This is a genomic window from Streptomyces sp. NPDC008313 (assembly GCF_042956125.1).
Classification (GTDB): Bacteria; Actinomycetota; Actinomycetes; order Streptomycetales; family Streptomycetaceae; genus Streptomyces.
Map to the genome: position 1 here is coordinate 31,769 of NZ_JBIBFR010000014.1, position 17,552 is coordinate 49,320.

General features: G+C 71.3%; 16 protein-coding genes and 1 riboswitch. Of the genes, 11 read left to right on the top strand and 5 right to left on the bottom strand.

Features of this window, described 5'->3' with window-relative positions; translation table 11 throughout:
* Positions 1-19 precede the first annotated feature (19 nt).
* The 10 genes from ACFY93_RS19950 (at position 20) to ACFY93_RS19995 (ending at position 10,454) form a co-directional block, all read left to right on the top strand.
* Positions 20-835, top strand: coding sequence for an SOS response-associated peptidase family protein (locus ACFY93_RS19950; protein WP_391360598.1), 816 nt, complete (start codon positions 20-22; stop codon positions 833-835).
* A gap of 1 nt (position 836) precedes the next feature.
* Positions 837-1,529 (top strand): alpha/beta family hydrolase, encoded by a 693-nt coding sequence (locus ACFY93_RS19955; RefSeq protein WP_391360601.1) that lies wholly within the window; start codon positions 837-839, stop codon positions 1,527-1,529.
* A gap of 275 nt (positions 1,530-1,804) precedes the next feature.
* Positions 1,805-2,488, top strand: a complete 684-nt coding sequence (sigR, locus tag ACFY93_RS19960) for an RNA polymerase sigma factor SigR (RefSeq protein ID WP_391360603.1) — start codon at positions 1,805-1,807, stop codon at positions 2,486-2,488.
* Complete coding sequence (gene rsrA, locus ACFY93_RS19965) at positions 2,485-2,787, top strand: mycothiol system anti-sigma-R factor (protein WP_391360605.1); 303 nt, start codon at positions 2,485-2,487, stop codon at positions 2,785-2,787. Before sigR ends, rsrA begins: the two co-directional genes overlap by 4 nt.
* Before the next feature lie 257 nt (positions 2,788-3,044).
* A complete protein-coding gene (locus tag ACFY93_RS19970; protein WP_391361065.1) occupies positions 3,045-4,412 on the top strand; it encodes an HD domain-containing phosphohydrolase in 1,368 nt (455 codons plus the stop codon).
* Positions 4,409-5,734: an HD domain-containing protein gene (locus tag ACFY93_RS19975; protein ID WP_391360608.1), complete on the top strand. Its 1,326-nt coding sequence runs from the start codon at positions 4,409-4,411 to the stop codon at positions 5,732-5,734. Before ACFY93_RS19970 ends, ACFY93_RS19975 begins: the two co-directional genes overlap by 4 nt.
* A 199-nt stretch (positions 5,735-5,933) precedes the next feature.
* A complete protein-coding gene (locus tag ACFY93_RS19980; protein ID WP_391360611.1) occupies positions 5,934-6,914 on the top strand; it encodes a tetratricopeptide repeat protein in 981 nt (326 codons plus the stop codon).
* Between the two features lie 101 nt (positions 6,915-7,015).
* Positions 7,016-7,666, top strand: a complete 651-nt coding sequence (gene def, locus ACFY93_RS19985; RefSeq protein WP_391360613.1) for a peptide deformylase — start codon at positions 7,016-7,018, stop codon at positions 7,664-7,666.
* Between the two features lie 386 nt (positions 7,667-8,052).
* Positions 8,053-9,090 carry an epi-isozizaene synthase gene (gene cyc1, locus ACFY93_RS19990; RefSeq protein WP_391361067.1) on the top strand — a complete coding sequence of 346 codons (1,038 nt, stop codon included), beginning with the start codon at positions 8,053-8,055 and terminating at the stop codon, positions 9,088-9,090.
* Positions 9,087-10,454 carry a cytochrome P450 gene (locus ACFY93_RS19995; RefSeq protein WP_391360628.1) on the top strand — a complete coding sequence of 456 codons (1,368 nt, stop codon included), beginning with the start codon at positions 9,087-9,089 and terminating at the stop codon, positions 10,452-10,454. The genes cyc1 and ACFY93_RS19995 overlap by 4 nt, the downstream gene beginning before the upstream one ends.
* 24 nt (positions 10,455-10,478) lie before the next feature.
* Here ACFY93_RS19995 and ACFY93_RS20000 read toward each other — a convergent pair whose 3' ends face one another.
* A complete protein-coding gene (locus tag ACFY93_RS20000; protein ID WP_391360630.1) occupies positions 10,479-11,441 on the bottom strand; it encodes a helix-turn-helix domain-containing protein in 963 nt (320 codons plus the stop codon).
* 93 nt (positions 11,442-11,534) lie between these two features.
* Here ACFY93_RS20000 and ACFY93_RS20005 point away from each other — a divergent pair, with 93 nt between their 5' ends.
* Complete coding sequence (locus ACFY93_RS20005) at positions 11,535-11,753, top strand: hypothetical protein (protein ID WP_391360633.1); 219 nt, start codon at positions 11,535-11,537, stop codon at positions 11,751-11,753.
* On the opposite strand, the gene ACFY93_RS20010 is transcribed toward ACFY93_RS20005, so the two are convergent.
* The 4 genes from ACFY93_RS20010 to ACFY93_RS20025 all read right to left on the bottom strand — a co-directional run bounded on the left by ACFY93_RS20010 (position 11,666) and on the right by ACFY93_RS20025 (position 17,430).
* Entirely contained in the window at positions 11,666-12,622 is a 957-nt protein-coding gene (locus ACFY93_RS20010) for a ribonucleotide-diphosphate reductase subunit beta (protein ID WP_391361070.1), read from the bottom strand. The two genes, ACFY93_RS20005 and ACFY93_RS20010, sit on opposite strands and share 88 nt — an antisense overlap.
* Positions 12,623-12,702: 80 nt before the next feature.
* Positions 12,703-15,066: a ribonucleoside-diphosphate reductase subunit alpha gene (locus ACFY93_RS20015; RefSeq protein WP_391360636.1), complete on the bottom strand. Its 2,364-nt coding sequence runs from the start codon at positions 15,064-15,066 to the stop codon at positions 12,703-12,705.
* Between the two features lie 147 nt (positions 15,067-15,213).
* A riboswitch (cobalamin riboswitch) is annotated at positions 15,214-15,291 on the bottom strand.
* A gap of 259 nt (positions 15,292-15,550) precedes the next feature.
* On the bottom strand, positions 15,551-17,179 hold the full coding sequence (gene mctP / locus ACFY93_RS20020) for a monocarboxylate uptake permease MctP (RefSeq protein ID WP_391360637.1): 1,629 nt from the start codon (positions 17,177-17,179) through the stop codon (positions 15,551-15,553).
* Entirely contained in the window at positions 17,176-17,430 is a 255-nt protein-coding gene (locus tag ACFY93_RS20025) for a DUF3311 domain-containing protein (RefSeq protein ID WP_391360639.1), read from the bottom strand. The genes mctP and ACFY93_RS20025 overlap by 4 nt, the downstream gene beginning before the upstream one ends.
* Between the last annotated feature and the right edge of the window lie 122 nt (positions 17,431-17,552).

Consider the following 17,552-nt stretch of genomic DNA (forward strand, 5'->3'; position numbering starts at 1 on the left):
GCCTGGCAGTCTGGCACGTATGTGCGGACGGTATGCGTCGAGTCGTGGGCCCGGGGATCTCGCGGGAGTCTTCGAAGTCGAGAGGTGGGAGCCGGAGGAGGCGCTGGCACCGGACTACAACGTGGCCCCGACCAAGGAGGTCTACGCGGTTCTCGACCGCCCCCTCAAGGACGCCGAGGACCCGCGGCCGGTTCGCCAGCTGCGCATCCTCAGGTGGGGACTGGTCCCGTCCTGGGCCAAGAACCCCGAGGGCGGCGCCCGGATGATCAACGCCCGCGCGGAGACCGTCCACGAGAAGCCCTCGTACCGGCGGGCCTTCACCTCCCGGCGCTGCGTCATCCCGGCGGACGGCTACTACGAGTGGGTCACCGGCACCGCCGAGCGCGAACTGGAGGTGGAGGGCAGGAAGAAGCGCCCCCGCAAGCAGCCGTACTTCGTGACGCCCGCCGACGGCTCCGTCTTCGCGATGGCCGGGCTGTACGAGTTCTGGCGGGACCGCACGCTGCCCGACGACCACCCGCGCGCCTGGTGGGCGACGTGCTCCGTGATCACGACGGAGGCGGAGACCTCGCCGCTGGCCGTGGCCCCGGCCGGGGGACCGCGGGCGCTGGCCGACATCCACCCCCGGATGCCCCTGATGCTCACCCCGGACCGCTGGGACGCCTGGCTGGACCCCTCCCGCACGGACCCCGACGGCCTGCGTGAACTGCTCACCCCGCCGCCCGCCGGACTGATGCGCGCCTTCCCGGTCTCCACGGCCGTCAGCAACGTCCGCAACAATGGCCCGGAGCTGCTGAAGGAGCTGGACGGCCCCGAAGAGGGCACACTCTTCTGACGTGACGGACGACACGACGCGCGACACGGAGAAGGCCGGGGCGGCTGCGAGGGCCGGGGCCGCCGGGGCGGCCGAGACCGTAGGGACCGACGCCGGGACCGCCCGCGTCACCTGGCACCGGGCCGGGGACGCGCGGCTCGTCCTCGCCGTGAGCCACGGCGCCGGGGGCGGCATCGGGGCGCACGACCTCCAGGCCCTCGCCGCGGCCCTGCCCGCGCACGGGGTGACCGTCGCCCTCGTGGAGCAGCCCTGGCGGGTGGCCGGCAAGAAGGTCGCCCCTGCCCCGAAGACCCTCGACACGGGCTGGCGCGGTCTGTGGCCGGCGCTCGTCCGGCCGGGGCTCCCCGTGATCGCGGGCGGCCGCAGCGCCGGTGCCCGCGTCGCCTGCCGCACCGCGACGGAACTGGGCGCCGCGGCCGTCCTCGCGCTCAGCTTCCCGCTGCACCCGCCGGGCCGGCCCGAGAGGTCCCGGGCCGCCGAACTCCTCGGCGCCGGGGTCCCCACGCTCGTCGTGCAGGGCGGCAACGACCCCTTCGGGAGGCCGCGGGAGTTCCCCGAGGGCCCGTACGAACTCGTCGAGGTGCCGTACGGCGATCACGGCCTCACGGTCCCGAAGCGCGCCCCGCTCGGCCAGGACGAGGCCCTGAGGACGGTCACGGACGGCGTCCTGAAGTGGACCTCGTCACTCGGGTGACGCCCGGGAATGCGGGATCGGGGACCACTGTTGTGCGGAGCAGACAGCACCTGTCGTGCTGAACCTTCGTAGGAGAGGAAGTCCGCCGCATGGGTTCGACCCTTTGCCCGAGCCGTCGCAGCGCCGCTGACCTGGACTGGTCGGTGCTGCCCGCGGCCAAGAACGCCCCTGTCAGGGCGCAGGGCGGACCGAATCGACCTCACTCCTCCACCCAAGGTCGTCTATCCTCCGATTCAGGTGGGACCGGTCTCGGTTCCGCGACGTCGTTGGAGGAGGTGGGTCCGGTCACTGGGACCGACGCAGGGACCGAACACGGCCAGGCGGAGCAGCCCGAGGGCCGGGGCGGCAGCACGGAGTCGACGGCCGAGCGCAGCGCGCGCTTCGAGCGGGACGCGCTGGAGTTCCTCGACCAGATGTACTCGGCGGCGCTGCGCATGACGCGCAACCCCGCGGACGCCGAGGACCTGGTGCAGGAGACGTACGCGAAGGCGTACGCGTCCTTCCACCAGTTCCGTGAGGGCACCAACCTCAAGGCCTGGCTGTACCGCATCCTGACGAACACGTTCATCAACTCGTACCGCAAGAAGCAGCGCGAGCCCCAGCGCAGCGCGGCCGAGGAGATCGAGGACTGGCAGCTGGCGCGCGCCGAGTCGCACATGTCGACCGGTCTGCGTTCCGCCGAGGCGCAGGCGCTCGACCACCTGCCCGACTCGGACGTCAAGTCGGCACTGCAGGCGATCCCCGAGGAATTCCGTATCGCGGTCTATCTCGCGGACGTCGAGGGCTTTGCGTACAAGGAGATCGCGGACATCATGGGGACACCCATCGGTACGGTGATGTCCCGGCTGCACCGGGGCCGTCGCCAGCTGCGCGGCATGCTCGAGGACTACGCGCGCGACCGCGGGCTGGTCCCGGCCGGCGCCGGGGAGTCGAACGAAGCGAAAGGCTCGGGCTCATGAGCTGCGGAGAGCCGCACGAGACGGATTGCAGTGAGGTTCTCGACCATCTCTACGAGTTCCTCGACCACGAGATGCCGGACTCGGACTGCACGAAGTTCGAGGTGCACTTCGAGGAGTGCTCCCCGTGCCTCGAGAAGTACGGACTCGAGCAGGCCGTGAAGAAGCTGGTCAAGCGGTGCTGCGGTCACGACGACGTCCCCACCGACCTGCGGGCCAAGGTCATGGGCCGCATCGACCTGATCCGTTCCGGACAGGCGGTGCCCGAGCACGACGTGACCGGCACGCCGCAGGAGTCCTGACCCCGCCGCACGACACCTCCGCCCGCACGACGCCCCGGCCCGCGCGACACCTCCGCCCGCGGGCAGGAGCAGCGCCGGACCGCCGGCGGAGTCCGGCCGCTCGCCGGTGACGGCCGGAGTGCCGGTCTCCCTCCACTGCCCGGTCATCACTCGAACGTGGTAATCCGTGGGTCGTAGGCCTGCGGATTCACCCATTGGCACGCCCCCGCCTCCCCTCCCGGCCTAGGCTCCGGAGCTTGAACCAGGAGGGGGACGAGATGGGGACGATTCCGGCGTGGGCCCGCGTCTACGTGGCCTGTGTCGTCCTCGGCGCCCTGGCCTGCCTGGCGGCGCTGCCTGCCGTCCGCGTCGACTGGCCCGCCGTCCTCCCGCTCGCCGGGCTGTACGCCTGCTGCGAGCAGATCACCGTCCCCCGCTCACGGCTGGGCCCCGGCGGCGCGACCCCGCTCCGCCTCCTCGGCCGCCGGACCTCCGGCGCCATGGGCACCTTCTTCCCCGTGCTGCTCGCCGGGGCCTTCCTGCTGCCGCCCCCGGCCGCCGCGCTCGTCGCGCTGCCGGGGGCGCTGCTCGCCCGGGTGACCCGCCGGCCGCGCCGGCTGCGCCGGGTCTGGCGCGCCGCCCAGCTCGCCGTCGCGGTCGCGGCGGCGTCCGGGGTGCACCGGGCACTAGGCGGCCGCGAGACCGTCGTGGCCCCCGGCTTCCCGTACGCGCTGGTGCCCGCCGGCGCCGCGGTGCTGGCGTTCTGCCTGGTCCTGACCGTGCTGGACGGCGGAATCCTGGTGGCCGCCGAGCGGGTGCCGCCGCGCGGCGCCTGGCGCGGGCGCTTCCCGCGCTCCCTCGCCCCGGTCGCCGTGCACGGACTGGCCGGGCTGATGATGGCGGTGCTGTGGCGCAGCCCGTACGGGCCGGTCGCCGCGCTGCTCGTCCTGCTGCCGATGTACGTCTCCGGATGGGTGTTCGCGCAGTACCACCGGGAGCGTGGCGCCCACCAGGCGACCATCCGGGCGCTGGTGCAGGCCGTCGACATCAAGGACGGCTACACGCGCGGGCACAGCGAGCGGGTCGGCCAGGCGTCCGTGCTGATCGCCCGGGAGCTCGGCATGGACGACGAGCGGGTCGAGGTCCTGCGGTTCGCGGGGATCCTGCACGACGTCGGCAAGCTCGGCGTCCCGACCCGGCTGCTGCGCAAGGACGGTCCGCTCACCCCCGAGGAACGGCGGATCATCGAACTGCACCCCGAGTACGGGCACGAGATGGTGCGCGGCATCGGGTTCCTGGAGGAGGCGCGCTCGGCGATCCTGCACCACCACGAGCGCATCGACGGCAGCGGCTACCCGTACGGGCTGACGGGCCGGCAGATCCCCGAGTTCGCGCGCGTCGTCGCGGTCGCCGACGCCTTCGACGCGATGACGTCGACCAGGTCCTACAGCCGGGCCCGGCCGGTCGGCGCCGCGCTGGAGGAGCTGGAGCGGTGCGCCGGGGCGCAGTTCGACCCGCTGATGGTGACCGCTCTCGTCCGGGCGCTCGGCCGGCACGGCTGGCACCCGGCGGTCACCGCCGACGACTCCGGCGGGAACGCCGCCCCGTCCCGGCCCCTGCCGGTGCGCGCGGAGGCCGGGGCATGACGCCGCCGGCCGGGGCGGCCGGCCCGGCCCGCCCGCCCGGTGTCCTCGCGGGCCGGGCCGCCCTCGCCCCGCTCGCCCACGCGAGCGCGGCCCTGCTCGGCGCGGCGGCCCTCGCGGCCACCCTCTGGCACGGGGTCGACGACCGGGGCACCGCCCTCGCCTTCGGCGTCCTCGTCGCGGCCGGTGAGCTCGCCCGGTGGAGCGGCACCGAGGAGCGCGAATCGGCCCCGCTGGGTGCCGCCGGGGCGCTCGCGTACGCCCTGCTCGGGGAGAACGCCGGGCGGGCCGCCCACCAGAGCCCGCTCCAGGTCGTCGCCGTGGTCCTCGCGGCGGCCCTCGTCGGCTGCGTGCCGCACGTGGCCCGGGGCAGGGGCTCCACGCCCGACCACCTCACCCGGCGGGTGCTGACCGTCGGCTTCGCCGCCGTCTGCTTCCAGCCGCTGTACCAGCAGGGACGGCTGCACGGATGGGACGGCTCCGCGCACGCCCTGCTGCTGGTCGCGCTGCTGGTGCTCACCACGCTGTGCGACGCGGTGCTCGCGGCCGTCATGGCGCACTCCCGTACGGGCTGGCCCTTCGGGCCGCTGCTGCGCGACCAGTTGCGGGCGACCCCCGGCGTCGGATCGGCGGTGTGCGCGACCGGCGTGGTGATGTCGCTCGCGGTCGCCGTGGCCGGGCTGTGGGCGCTGCCCGTGCTCGCGCTGCCGCTGCTGCTCACCCAGCTGTCGCTGCGGCGGTACGCGGCCGTGCGGGCCACCTACCGGCAGACCATCGCCTCGCTGGCCCGGGCGACCGAGATCGCGGGCTGCACGCCCGCCGGACACGCCCGCCGGGTGGCCGCGCTCAGCCGGGCCGTGGGCCGTGAACTGGGCCTCGCCGAACCGGAGCTGACCGTGCTGGAGTACGCGGCGCTGATGCACGACATCGGCCAGCTGAGCCTCGTCGACCCGGTGCCCGCCGGGGCGACCGCCGCGCTCCCCGCCGACGAGCAGCGGCGCATCGCCCTCCTCGGGGGCGCCGTCGTCCGTCAGACCGGCGTGGACGCCGAGGTCGCCGTCGTCGTCGAGCGGCAGGCCGACCCCTACCCGGAGCAGCCGGTCACGGCGCGGATCGTGCGGGTGGTGAACGCGTACGAGGAGATGGTCAGGGAAGCGGGACCCGGGGGGCCGCTGACGGCTCTGGAGAGACTGCGTCTGGACACCGCCCGCGAGTACCAGCCCGAGGTGGTGGAATCGCTGGCCAGGGTCCTCGTCAGAACGGGAGGGACACCGCGCGAGCGGCTCGGCCGGGAGTGGTCCCCGGACGGCGCGCGGGCGGTCTGACTTCCCCGCGGCTGGGTAACCCATGGGTAATGAGCGCCCGTCCGACGGTACGTGGTTGGATGCGAGGAAGAGGATGTTCGGGGGCACGAGCAGGCCTGGGGCAGGCGTCCGGATCAGGGCGGGCGGCAAGGCCCCGGACGCCGCACCGGGTACAACGGACCAGCAGGCGGGAATCGCACGGAACTGGCAGGCGGGAATCGTGAGGATCTTCGGCAAGGGGCGGCACCGGCCCTCCGCCTCATGGCGGCAGGCCACCGACCGGGCGTTCACGCTGATCGGCGACGGCCGGTACGAGGACGCGGGAGCACTGCTCACCCGTGCCGCGGACCTGGAGCCGTGGCTCTCGGAGTCCTGGTTCAACCTCGCCCTGCTGCACAAGTTCCGGCACGACTGGGAGCAGGCGCGCGCCGCCGGACTGAGGGCCGTCGCGCTGCTCGACCGGGAGGCCGGCGCTCCCGACTGGTGGAACGTCGGCATCGCCGCCACCGCCCTGCAGGACTGGTCGCTGGCCCGCCGCGCGTGGCAGGCGTACGGGCTGCGGGTGCCCGGCGGAGCCGCCGTCTCCGGTGAGCCCGTCGGCATGGAGCTGGGCAGCGCGGCCGTCCGGCTGTCGCCCGAGGGCGAGGCCGAGGTCGTGTGGGGGCGCAGGCTCGACCCGGCCCGGATGGAGGTCCTGTCCATCCCGCTGCCGTCCTCCGGGCGCCGCTGGGGAGAGGTCGTCCTGCACGACGGCGTCCCGCACGGCGAGCGGACCACGTCCGCCGGGCACGCGTTCCCGGTGTTCGACGAGATCGAGCTGTGGGCGCCGTCGCCGGTGCCCACCTGGGTCGTCCTCCTGGAGGCCGCGACCGAGGACGACCGGGACGCTCTGGAGCAGCTCGCCGCCGACGCGGGCTTCGCCGCCGAGGACTGGTCGTCGTCCGTACGGCTGCTGTGCCGGACGTGCTCGGAGTCCCGGATGCCCTCCGACGAGGGGGACGGGGAGCACCTCGACCCGCACGACCACAGTGAGCCGGGCCACCCGGGTCCGCTGGGCCACCGCACCGACGGACAGCTGTGGGTGCCCGAGCGCGAGTGCGGTCTGGCGGCGCCGGCGTCACTGGTGCGCGGCCTGCTCGACGGCTGGGTCGCGGACAGCCCGGACTCGCGGGACTGGCGCGATCTCGAAGAGGTCTGCTAGGGCCTCTCGTCCGGATCAGGCGAAAGACCCTGGCCGTCCTCCGGCCCCCTTAGGCTGTACTCGCAGATTTTTCCAAGGTTGCAGGAAGGCGTACGTCGGTCATGGCGCAGCAGGACACCGATCAGCAGCACGGGGGCGTGCTCCCCGTGGACGACGAGGGCTTCGTCATCGACACCGAGGAGTGCGAGGAGCGCGAGACGGCCTACCGCGAGCGCGGCACGTCCCGCCCGATCACGGTCGTCGGTAACCCGGTGCTGCACAAGGAGTGCCGGGACGTCACGGAGTTCGGTGACGAGCTGGCCGCTCTCGTCGCCGACATGTTCGCCAGCCAGCGCACCGCCGAGGGCGTGGGCCTGGCCGCCAACCAGATCGGCGTCGACCTCAAGGTCTTCGTGTACGACTGCCAGGACGACGAGGGCAAGCGGCACGTCGGCGTGGTCTGCAACCCGGTCCTCGTCGATCTGCCCGCCGAGGCGCGCAGCCTGGACGACAGCAACGAGGGCTGCCTCTCGGTGCCGACCGCCTACGCGTCGCTGGCCCGCCCCGACTACGCCGAGGTGACCGGGCAGGACGAGAAGGGCAACCCCGTCAAGGTGCGCGGCACCGGCTACTTCGCGCGCTGCCTCCAGCACGAGACGGACCACCTGTACGGCTACCTGTACATCGACCGGCTCTCCAAGCGCGAGCGCAAGGACGCGCTGCGGCAGATGGCCGAGAACGAGCCGCGGTACGCCGTCGTCGCCAACGACTGAGCGGGGCGCGTCCGCGCACCCCCCGTACAACCGCCGCACGGCGCGCGCAGAGCGCTCGCGCGGCGCCCGGACAGCGTTCCCACCGCGCCCGGTCGGAGACCATCCCGGCCGGGCGCGTTCGTTCGTGTGTCGGATGTTCGCCCTCTTGTACCGCCCGGTTGATCCAGAAGTGGTCACACAACGGGAGAATCTCGGCACCTCGGGGTAGTGAGGGGCGCAAATCCGTTCCCAGAACGGTCAGTTGTGGTGCTGAATGGGAAGTGCGGGGATACGCAACGGCGCACGCCCGGCACAGCGGAGGGGCGCGGCGTCAGCAGGCGGCTGAGAGGGGTTAGTTCGTGCATCCTTATCCGCGGAGCACTTCAGCGACGACAGCCACGGTCGAAGTGCCACCGGCGCTCTCCTTACCGGTGATCGAAACCGGGTTTTCCCGACGACTGCACCCGTATTGGCCGAGCCTCCAGGAGAACACGCGTTCCTGGCTGCTCGAAAAACGCCTCATGCCGGCGGACAAGGTCGAGGAACACGCCGACGGCCTGCGCTACACCGACCTCATGGCGGGCTACTACCTGGGCGCGCCCGACGAGGTGATGCAGGCGATAGCCGACTACAGCGCGTGGTTCTTCGTCTGGGACGACCGTCACGACCGTGACGTGGTGCACGGCCGGCAGGCGGCCTGGCGCGGTCTCAGGCTCCGGCTGCACCAGGCGCTCGACTCCCCCCACACTCATCTGCACCATACGGATCCCCTGGTGGCGGGGTTCGCGGACAGCATGGTGCGGCTGTACTCGTTCCTGGGGCCCCGATGGAACGCCCGGTTCGCGCGGCACTTCCACGCGGTGATCGACGCCTACGACCGGGAGTTCGACAACCGCACCGCCGGGCGCGTCCCCACGGTCGAGGACTATCTCGAACTCCGGCGCCTCACCTTCGCGCACTGGATCTGGACCGATCTGCTCGAACCGAGTGCCGAGCAGGAGATTCCAGACGCCGTGCGGAAGCACCCCGCATATCGCCGTGCTGCCCTTCTGAGCCAGGAATTCGCCGCCTGGTACAACGACCTCTGCTCACTCCCGAAGGAGTTGGCGGGTGACGAGGTCCATAATCTCGGCATCAGCCTCATCCATCATCGCGGACTGACGCTCGCCGAGGCCATCACGAAATTAAGGCGGCGGGTCGAGGAATGCATTAGCGAATTTCTCTCCGCCGAAAAGGATGCGATTCGGCTGGCCGACCGGCTGGCCGACGGAACCACCCGCGGCAAGGAATTGAGCAGCGCGGTGCAGACGTGTCTCGGCAACATGCGGAATTGGTTCAGCTCCGTGTACTGGTTCCACCACGAGTCCGGCCGGTACCGGGTCGACAGCTGGGACGACCGCGCCACGCCCCCGTACGTCAACAACGAAGCGGCAGGTGAGAAATGACCGTCGAGTCCGTACGGCCTCCGGTGTCCGGCGCATCGCGATTGCCCGCTCCGCCCCTCGCGGGAGGAGGCGTGCCGGGCCTCGGCCACGGCTGGAAACTGGTGCGCGACCCGCTGGGCTTCCTGTCCCAGTTACGCGACCACGGCGACCTGGTCCGGCTGAAACTCGGACCCAAGACGGTGTACGCCGTCACCTCGCCGGGCCTGGTCGGCAGCCTGCTGACAAGTCCCGACTACCAGATCGGCGGCCCCCTGTGGGAGACCCTGGACGTCCTGCTCGGCAAGGGCGTCGCCACCAGCAACGGGGCGCGGCACCGGCGTCAGCGGCAGGTGATCCAGCCCAGCTTCCGGCTCGACGCGATCCCCGGGTACACCCAGGTGATGGCCGAGGAGGCGCGTGCCTTCGCGGAGCGCTGGAAACCGGGTGAGACGTTCGACGTGACGCGGGAGGCGTTCCGCATCGGCGTCCGTGTCACGGCCCGCTGCTTCCTGCGGATCGGGCCGATCGACGACCTGGCGGAGCGGCTGAGCGCCGCCCTCACCACCGTGTTCGGCGGCATGTACCGGCGGATGATCCTCTCGTTCGGCCCGTTCTACCGCCTGCCGCTGCCGTCCCATCGCGAATTCGACCGGGCGCTGGCCGAATTGCACCGACTCGCCGACGAGGTCATCGCAGAGCGCCGGGCCTCGAAGGAGAAGCCGGACGATTTGCTGACGGCTCTGCTGGAAGCAAAGGACGAAAATGGTGAAACGGTCAACGAACAGGAGGTGCACGATCAGGTCATAGCGATACTCACCCCAGGTACGGAAACCGTCGGATCTCAGCTGGTGTGGATCTTGCAATTGCTCACCGAGCATCCGGAACACGCGGACCGGCTGAGCGAAGAGGTGCAAACGGTCGTCGGTGACCGCCCGATCACCTTCGGAGACCTCAGGAACCTCACCCACACGAACAATGTCATCACCGAAGCGCTGCGTATCCAGCCCGCTGTCTGGATTCTGACGCGGCAGGCGCTGGCCGAAACCGAACTCGGCGGGTACCGCATTCCGGCCGGGGCGGACATCATCTACAGCCCGTTCGCGATCCAGCGCGATCCGCGGTCGTACGAGCGGCATGCGGAGTTCGATCCGGACCGCTGGCATCCGGATCGCTCCAAGGACGTGCCGAAGTACGCCATGAGCCCGTTCAGCGTGGGCAACCGCAAGTGTCCGGCCGACCACTTCTCGATGGCCGAACTCGCCATCATCCTGGCCGCCGTGGTGCCGAAGTGGCGCTTCGAGTACCCGCCGGGGACCGACATCACCCCGCACGCCGGCATCACGCTCCGTCCCCGCCGCCTGCTGCTGAGGGCCGTGCCGCGCTGAACCCCGGCGGTGCCCGGCGCACGGTCAGGCCGCCTGCGAGCCCCTGAACGTGCGCCGGTACCCCTGCGGCGTCGTCCCCACGGACCGCACGAACTGATGGCGCAGCGCCGCCGCGTTCCCGAACCCGGCGCGGTCCGCGATCACCTCCATCGTCTCGTCCGTGGCCTCCAGCAGCCGCTGCGCGAGCAGTACCCGCTGCCGCAGGAGCCAGCGGTACGGTGTGGTGCCCGTCTCCTGCTGGAACCGGCGGGCGAAGGTGCGCGGGGACATGTGCGCGCGGGCCGCGAGCTGTTCCACGGTCACCTCCTCGTCGAGGTGGCGCTCCATCCAGACGAGCACCTCGCCGACGGTGTCGCACCGGGAGCGCGGCAGCGGCCGCTCGATGTACTGGGCCTGCCCGCCGTCCCGGTGCGGCGGCACGACCATGCGGCGCGCGATGCTGTTGGCGACCTCCGGGCCCTGCTCCTTGCGGACGATGTGCAGGCAGGCGTCGATCCCGGCGGCCGTGCCGGCCGAGGTGATGACCGGGTCCGCGTCCACGTACAGCACGTCGGGCTCGACGACGGCCCGCGGATACTGCCGGGCCAGCTCGTCCGCGTGCTGCCAGTGCACCGCGCAGCGCCGCCCGTCGAGCAGGCCGGCCGCGCCGAGTACGAACACCCCGGAGCAGACGCTGAGCACCCGGGCGCCCCGGTCCACCACCCGGCGCAGCGAGGCGAGCAGTTCCGGCGGGTAGTCACGCGTCGCGAAGGTGCTGCCGGCCGGGACGACGACGAGGTCGGCCGCCTCCAGGCGGTCGAGGCCGTACGGCGTGGAGACCGTGAACCCGGCATGGGTGCCCAGGGTGGGGCCCTCGGCCGAGGCGACCGCGAAGTCGTAGACGGGCAGGCCCTCGTCGCCGCGGTCGAGGCCGAACACCTCGCAGACGACTCCTAGTTCGAAAGGATGCACGCCGTCGAGCAGGACGGCTGCCACGTTGTTCAGCATCCTGCCAGTGTGCCCCCTGGATGGCAGGAATTCGAGGGTGCGCGGCAGAGCTGCCACTGACCCCGAGGAGGAATCGGCGCGAGAGTGAAGGACATGAACGCACTCACCGACATCCTCACCGTCCTCGGGGTCCTGCTGGTCCTCGTCCTCCCCTCGCTGATCGGACTGGCCCACGAGCGGCGCGTGGACCGTCAGCTCAGGGCGGCGTCACGGCCCCGCCCGGCTCAGAAGTCGTCGTCGAACCCGACCGTCCCCTCCACCGCCACCTGGTACGCGGAGGGCCGCCGCTCGAAGAAGTTGGTCAGCTCCTGAACCCCCTGGAGCTCCATGAAGGAGAAGGGGTTCTCGGAGCCGTACACCGGAGCGAAGCCGAGCCGCAGCAGACGCTGGTCGGCGACGCACTCCAGGTACTCCCGCATCGACTCGGTGTTCATCCCCGGGAGGCCGTCACCGCACAGGTCGCGCGCGAACTGCAGCTCGGCCTCGACGGCCTCCCGCAGCATGTCGGTCACCTGCCGCTCCAGCCGGTCGTCGAACAGCTCCGGCTCCTCCTTGCGGACGGTGTCCACCACCTCGAAGGCGAAGGACATGTGCATCGTCTCGTCGCGGAACACCCAGTTGGTGCCGGTGGCCAGACCGTGCAGCAGACCCCGGCTGCGGAACCAGTAGACGTACGCGAACGCCCCGTAGAAGAACAGGCCCTCGATGCAGGCGGCGAAGCAGATCAGGTTCAGCAGGAACCGGCGCCGGTCCGCCTGCGACTCCAGCCGGTCCAGCTTCTCGACGGAGCCCATCCACCGGAAGCAGAACTCCGCCTTCTCGCGGATGGACGGGATGTTCTCCACGGCCGCGAAGGCCGCCGACCGGTCGTCCGGATCGGGTAGATAGGTGTCCAGCAGCGTCAGGTAGAACTGTACGTGCACCGCCTCCTCGAAGAGCTGACGGCTCAGATACAGCCGCGCCTCGGGGGAGTTGATGTGCTTGTACAGCGTCAGCACCAGGTTGTTCGCCACGATCGAGTCGCCCGTCGCGAAGAACGCGACCAACCGGCCGATCAGATGCCGCTCACTCGGGCTCAGCCTCGCGAGGTCGGCGACGTCCGAGTGGAGGTCGACCTCCTCGACGTGCCAGGTGTTCTTGATCGCGTCCCGGTAGCGCTCGTAGAAGTCCGGGTAGCGCATGGGACGCAGGGTCAGTTCGAAGCCCGGGTCGAGCAGGTTCTTGGTCGTGTTCGTGTTCTTGGTCGTGTTCGTGGAGCTCGTCACTGACAGGCCTCGCAGGACTCGGGGTTCTCAAGGGAGCAGGCGACCGCGTCGGGGTCCGGGGCGGCCTGCACGGGGGCGGCGGCCCGCGCGGCGCGCGCGATGCGGGTCGCCGGGCGCGAGCGGAGGTAGTACGTCGTCTTCAGCCCCGACTTCCAGGCGTACGCGTACATCGAGGAGAGCTTGCCGATCGTCGGCGTCTCCAGGAACAGGTTCAGCGACTGGGCCTGGTCCAGGTACGGGGTCCTGGCCGCCGCCATGTCGATGAGGCCGCGCTGCGGGATCTCCCACGCCGTGCGGTACAGCGCCCGGACGTCCTCGGGCACCCGGCCGAAGCCCTGCACCGAGCCGTTCGCCTCGCGCAGCGCCTCCCTGGTCCCGGCGTCCCACACGCCGAGCCGCTTCAGCTCGTCCACCAGGTAGGAGTTGACCTGGAGGAACTCGCCGGACAGCGTCTCGCGCTTGAACAGGTTGGAGACCTGCGGCTCGACGCACTCGTAGACGCCCGCGATGGACGCGATCGTCGCGGTCGGGGCGATCGCGAGGAGCAGCGCGTTGCGCATGCCGACGGCGGCGATCCGCTCGCGCAGCGCCGCCCACCGCTCGGGCCAGGCGGGTTCGACGCCGTAGTGGTCGGGGTGCAGCACGCCCCGGGCGGTGCGGGTCTTCTCCCAGGCGGGGAAGGAGCCCGCGCGCTCGGCGAGGTCGGCGGAGGCCTCGTACGCGGCGAGCATGACGCGCTCGGCGATGCGGGTGGAGAGGGCGCGGGCCCCGGGCGAGTCGAACGGCAGGCGCAGCTGGAAGAAGACGTCCTGGAGGCCCATCGTGCCGAGGCCGACCGGCCGCCACCTGGCGTTGGAGCGGCCGGCCTGCTCGGTCGGGTAGAAGTTGATGTCGACGACCCGGTCGAGGAAGGTCACGGCCGTGCGGACGGTGGCGTCCAGCCGCTCCCAGTCGAGGGTGCCGGCCGCCGGGTCGACGAAGGCGGCGAGATTGACCGAGCCGAGGTTGCAGACCGCCGTCTCCCCGTCGTCCGTGACCTCCAGGATCTCCGTGCACAGGTTCGAGGAGTGCACGGTGTGGCCCGGTTCGGCGGTCTGGTTGGCGGTGCGGTTGGCGGCGTCCTTGAAGGTCATCCAGCCGTTGCCGGTCTGCGCGAGGGTGCGCATCATGCGTCCGTACAGCTCGCGGGCGGGGATGGTCCTCCTCGCGAGTCCCGCCTCCTCGGCCGCGCGGTAGGCGGTGTCGAACGCGTCGCCCCACAGGTCCACCAGCTCCGGCACGTCGGACGGTGAGAACAGCGACCAGACGCGGTCCTCCTCCACCCGGCGCATGAACTCGTCCGGGATCCAGTGCGCCAGGTTCAGGTTGTGCGTGCGGCGGGCGTCCTCGCCGGTGTTGTCGCGCAGTTCGAGGAACTCCTCGATGTCCGCGTGCCAGGTCTCCAGGTAGACCGCGGCCGCGCCCTTGCGCCGTCCGCCCTGGTTGACGGCGGCGACCGAGGCGTCCAGCGTCTTCAGGAACGGGACGATGCCGTTGGAGTGGCCGTTCGTGCCGCGGATCAGCGAGCCCCGGGCGCGGATGCGGGAGTAGGACAGCCCGATGCCGCCCGCGTGCTTGGAGAGCCGGGCGACCTGCTGGTAGCGGTCGTAGATCGAGTCCAGCTCGTCCAGCGGCGAGTCGAGGAGGTAGCAGGACGACATCTGCGGGTGCCGGGTGCCGGAGTTGAACAGCGTGGGGGAGGACGGCAGGTAGTCGAGCCGGCTCATCAGGCCGTACAGCGAGGCGACCTCGTCCACGGACCGGTCCGTGTCGTCCTCGGCGAGACCGGCGGCCACGCGCAGCATGAAGTGCTGCGGGGTCTCGACGACCTTGCGGGTGACCGGGTGGCGCAGCAGGTAGCGGCTGTGCAGCGTACGCAGCCCGAAGTAGCCGAAGCGGTCGTCGGCGGCGGTGTCGACGAGGTCGTCGAGCCGCTGTGCGTGCCGCTGGACGAAGGCCGCCGTGCGGTCCGCGATCAAACCCTCGCGGTGCCCGGCCGCCACCGATCCGGAGAACGACGTGACGCCCTGCGAGGCGGCCTCGGCCCGGATGCCGAGGGTGAGCAGCCGCGCCGCGAGCCGGGAGTACGCGGGGTCCTCGGAGATGAGGCCGGCGGCCGCTTCGGTGGCCAGCTCGCGCAGCTCCGCCTCGTCGGCGTGCGCGGACCGGCCGCGCAGCGCGGCCGCGGCGACCCGTCCGGGGTCGGCGTCGGGGAGGTCGGCGGTCAGCTCGGTCAGGGTCCGCAGCAGTACCGCTCCCGGCCCGTCGGCCTCCGCCCGTGTCGTGGTCGCCGAAGCCGGTCCGGCGGGCGCGATGGTCACGTGTTGCTCTCCCTCGCTCGGCGGGCCGTGGGGAGGGCAGCAGGGCGCACGGATCCGGCAGCGGGGCCCGCGCGCGTCCGCCGGCCCACTCCGCGAGGCCCGGACGTCATGGCACCCGGACCGGGACGGCCGGGCGCGCTGTCGGCAGGTCCTCGGACTGGACACGCGTGCGAAGACACGCGGGCACACCGTTGCGGGACAGTTCCGGATTCGCACCGGATTCCCCTGCGGCGACAGCGAGCATGAGCATACATCTTGTGCCCGGCTCCGTGAGCACCCCCAGATGTTGTGTCCAGGCCCGGCTCGCGGCGGTGGTCTGGACGGTGCCGGAGCGTCAGTTCGCGGGCGGGGAGCGTGAGGGCGTCGAGCTCCGGAGCGGGCTTCGCCCGGCCGCCGCGTGCCGGGCCGCGCATCACGGGGCCGAGTGCGCCCCGGATACGACGACGGGCCGCCGGATCTCCCCGGCGGCCCGTCGTGAGCGGGGTCAGTGCGAGGTGCCCGCCGTGGCCGGCGGGAGCTCCACCTGGACACCGGGGTCGCCCGCGTCCACCGTGTAGTCCTGCGGCGACGTCTCGTCGACGCCGTCGGGGGCCTTGAAGGCCTTCAGGGCGAAGGTGAGGACCACCGTCACCACCACGTTGAGCACGAACGCCGTCAGACCGATGTAGCCGATCTCCCCGATGCCGGGGATCTCCTTCGAGCTGCCGCCGAAGTGGTCCTGCGTCGGCGAGGCGACGCCGTACGCGGCCAGCGTGCCGTAGACCATGCCGACCGCCCAGCCCGCCAGCAGCGCCCAGCGGTGGAACCAGCGGGTGAACAGGCCGCCGACCAGCGCCGGGAAGGTCTGCAGGATCCAGATGCCGCCCAGCAGCTGGAAGTTGATGGCGACCGTCTTGTCCATGGTCAGGACGAAGACCAGGGCGCCGACCTTCACCAGCAGCGAGACCAGCTTGGAGACCTTGGTCTCCTGCTGCGGGGTCGCGTTCGGCTTGATGAAGTCCTTGTAGATGTTGCGCGTGAACAGGTTCGCCGCCGCGATGGACATGATCGCCGCGGGCACCAGCGCGCCGATGCCGATGGCGGCGAACGCCACGCCCGCGAACCAGTCCGGGAACATGTTCTCGAACAGCTGCGGGATGGCCAGCTGGCCGTTGTCCACCTTCACGCCGGCGGCGATCGCCATGAAGCCGAGCAGCGCGAGCAGGCCCAGCATCAGCGAGTACAGCGGCAGGATCGTGGTGTTGCGCCGGATCACCTCACGGCTGCGCGAGGAGAGCGTCGCCGTGATGGAGTGCGGATACATGAACAGGGCCAGCGCGGAGCCGAGGGCCAGCGTCGCGTACGTCCACTGACCGGCCTCCGCGGGGACGAGCGCGCCGCGTGGCTTGCCCGTCGCCGGGTTGGTCTGGCTGAACGCGTCGCCCGCCTTCGCGAAGATGTCGTCGAAGCCGCCCAGCTTGATCGGGATGTAGATGATGGCCACCGCGATCACGATGTAGATCAGGGCGTCCTTCACGAACGCGATCAGCGCCGGGGCCCGCAGACCCGAGGAGTACGTGTACGCGGCGAGCACACCGAAGGCGATGAGCAGCGGCAGGTCCTTGACGAACCAGTTGGTGTTCTCGCCGCCTCCGACGCCCATCACGTCCAGGACGGCCTGGATGCCGACGAGCTGGAGTGCGATGTACGGCATCGTGGCGAGGATGCCGGTGACGGCGACCGCCAGCGACAGCCCCTTCGAGCCGAACCGGCCGCGGACGAAGTCCGAGGTCGTCACGTATCCGTGCTTGTGCGAGACCGACCAGAGCCGAGGCAGGAAGGTGAAGATCAGCGGGTACACCAGGATCGTGTACGGCACGGCGAAGAAGCCGGCCGCGCCCGCCGCGTAGATGGCCGCCGGGACGGCGACGAAGGTGTACGCCGTGTACAGGTCGCCGCCGAGCAGGAACCATGTGATCCAGGTGCCGAACGAGCGGCCGCCCAGACCCCATTCGTCGAGGCTGTGCTCGTTGTCGGCCTTGCGCCAGCGTGCGGCCATGAAGCCGACGACCGTGACGGCAAGGAAGAAGAAGATGAAGACGCCGAGCGCGACGCCGTTGACGCCGTCCTTCACTTCGACGCACCCCCCGTGCGGGCGCGCTGGTCACGGCGCCACAGCGTGTAAGCGAGCATCGTCAGCGCGGTGGAGATGACCACCCACAGCATCTGGTACCAGTAGAAGAACGGGATGCCGATGAAGGCCGGGTCGGTCTTCGCGTACGAGCCGACCCAGAGCATCGCCGCGAACGGGGCGATCAGACAGAGGGCGATGACCACGCGGACCGGTGTCACCACCGGCGGCTGCACTTCGGGCACATCTGACATAAGGCGGCTCCGTCCCCTCGCTGATCACCTGTGTAATGCGCAGCGAAATCTAAGGGACGCTTCCGCCTTATGGAAGCCCCGTCCGCATAACGGATCCGCACGTGTTCACAGAATCCGGAATG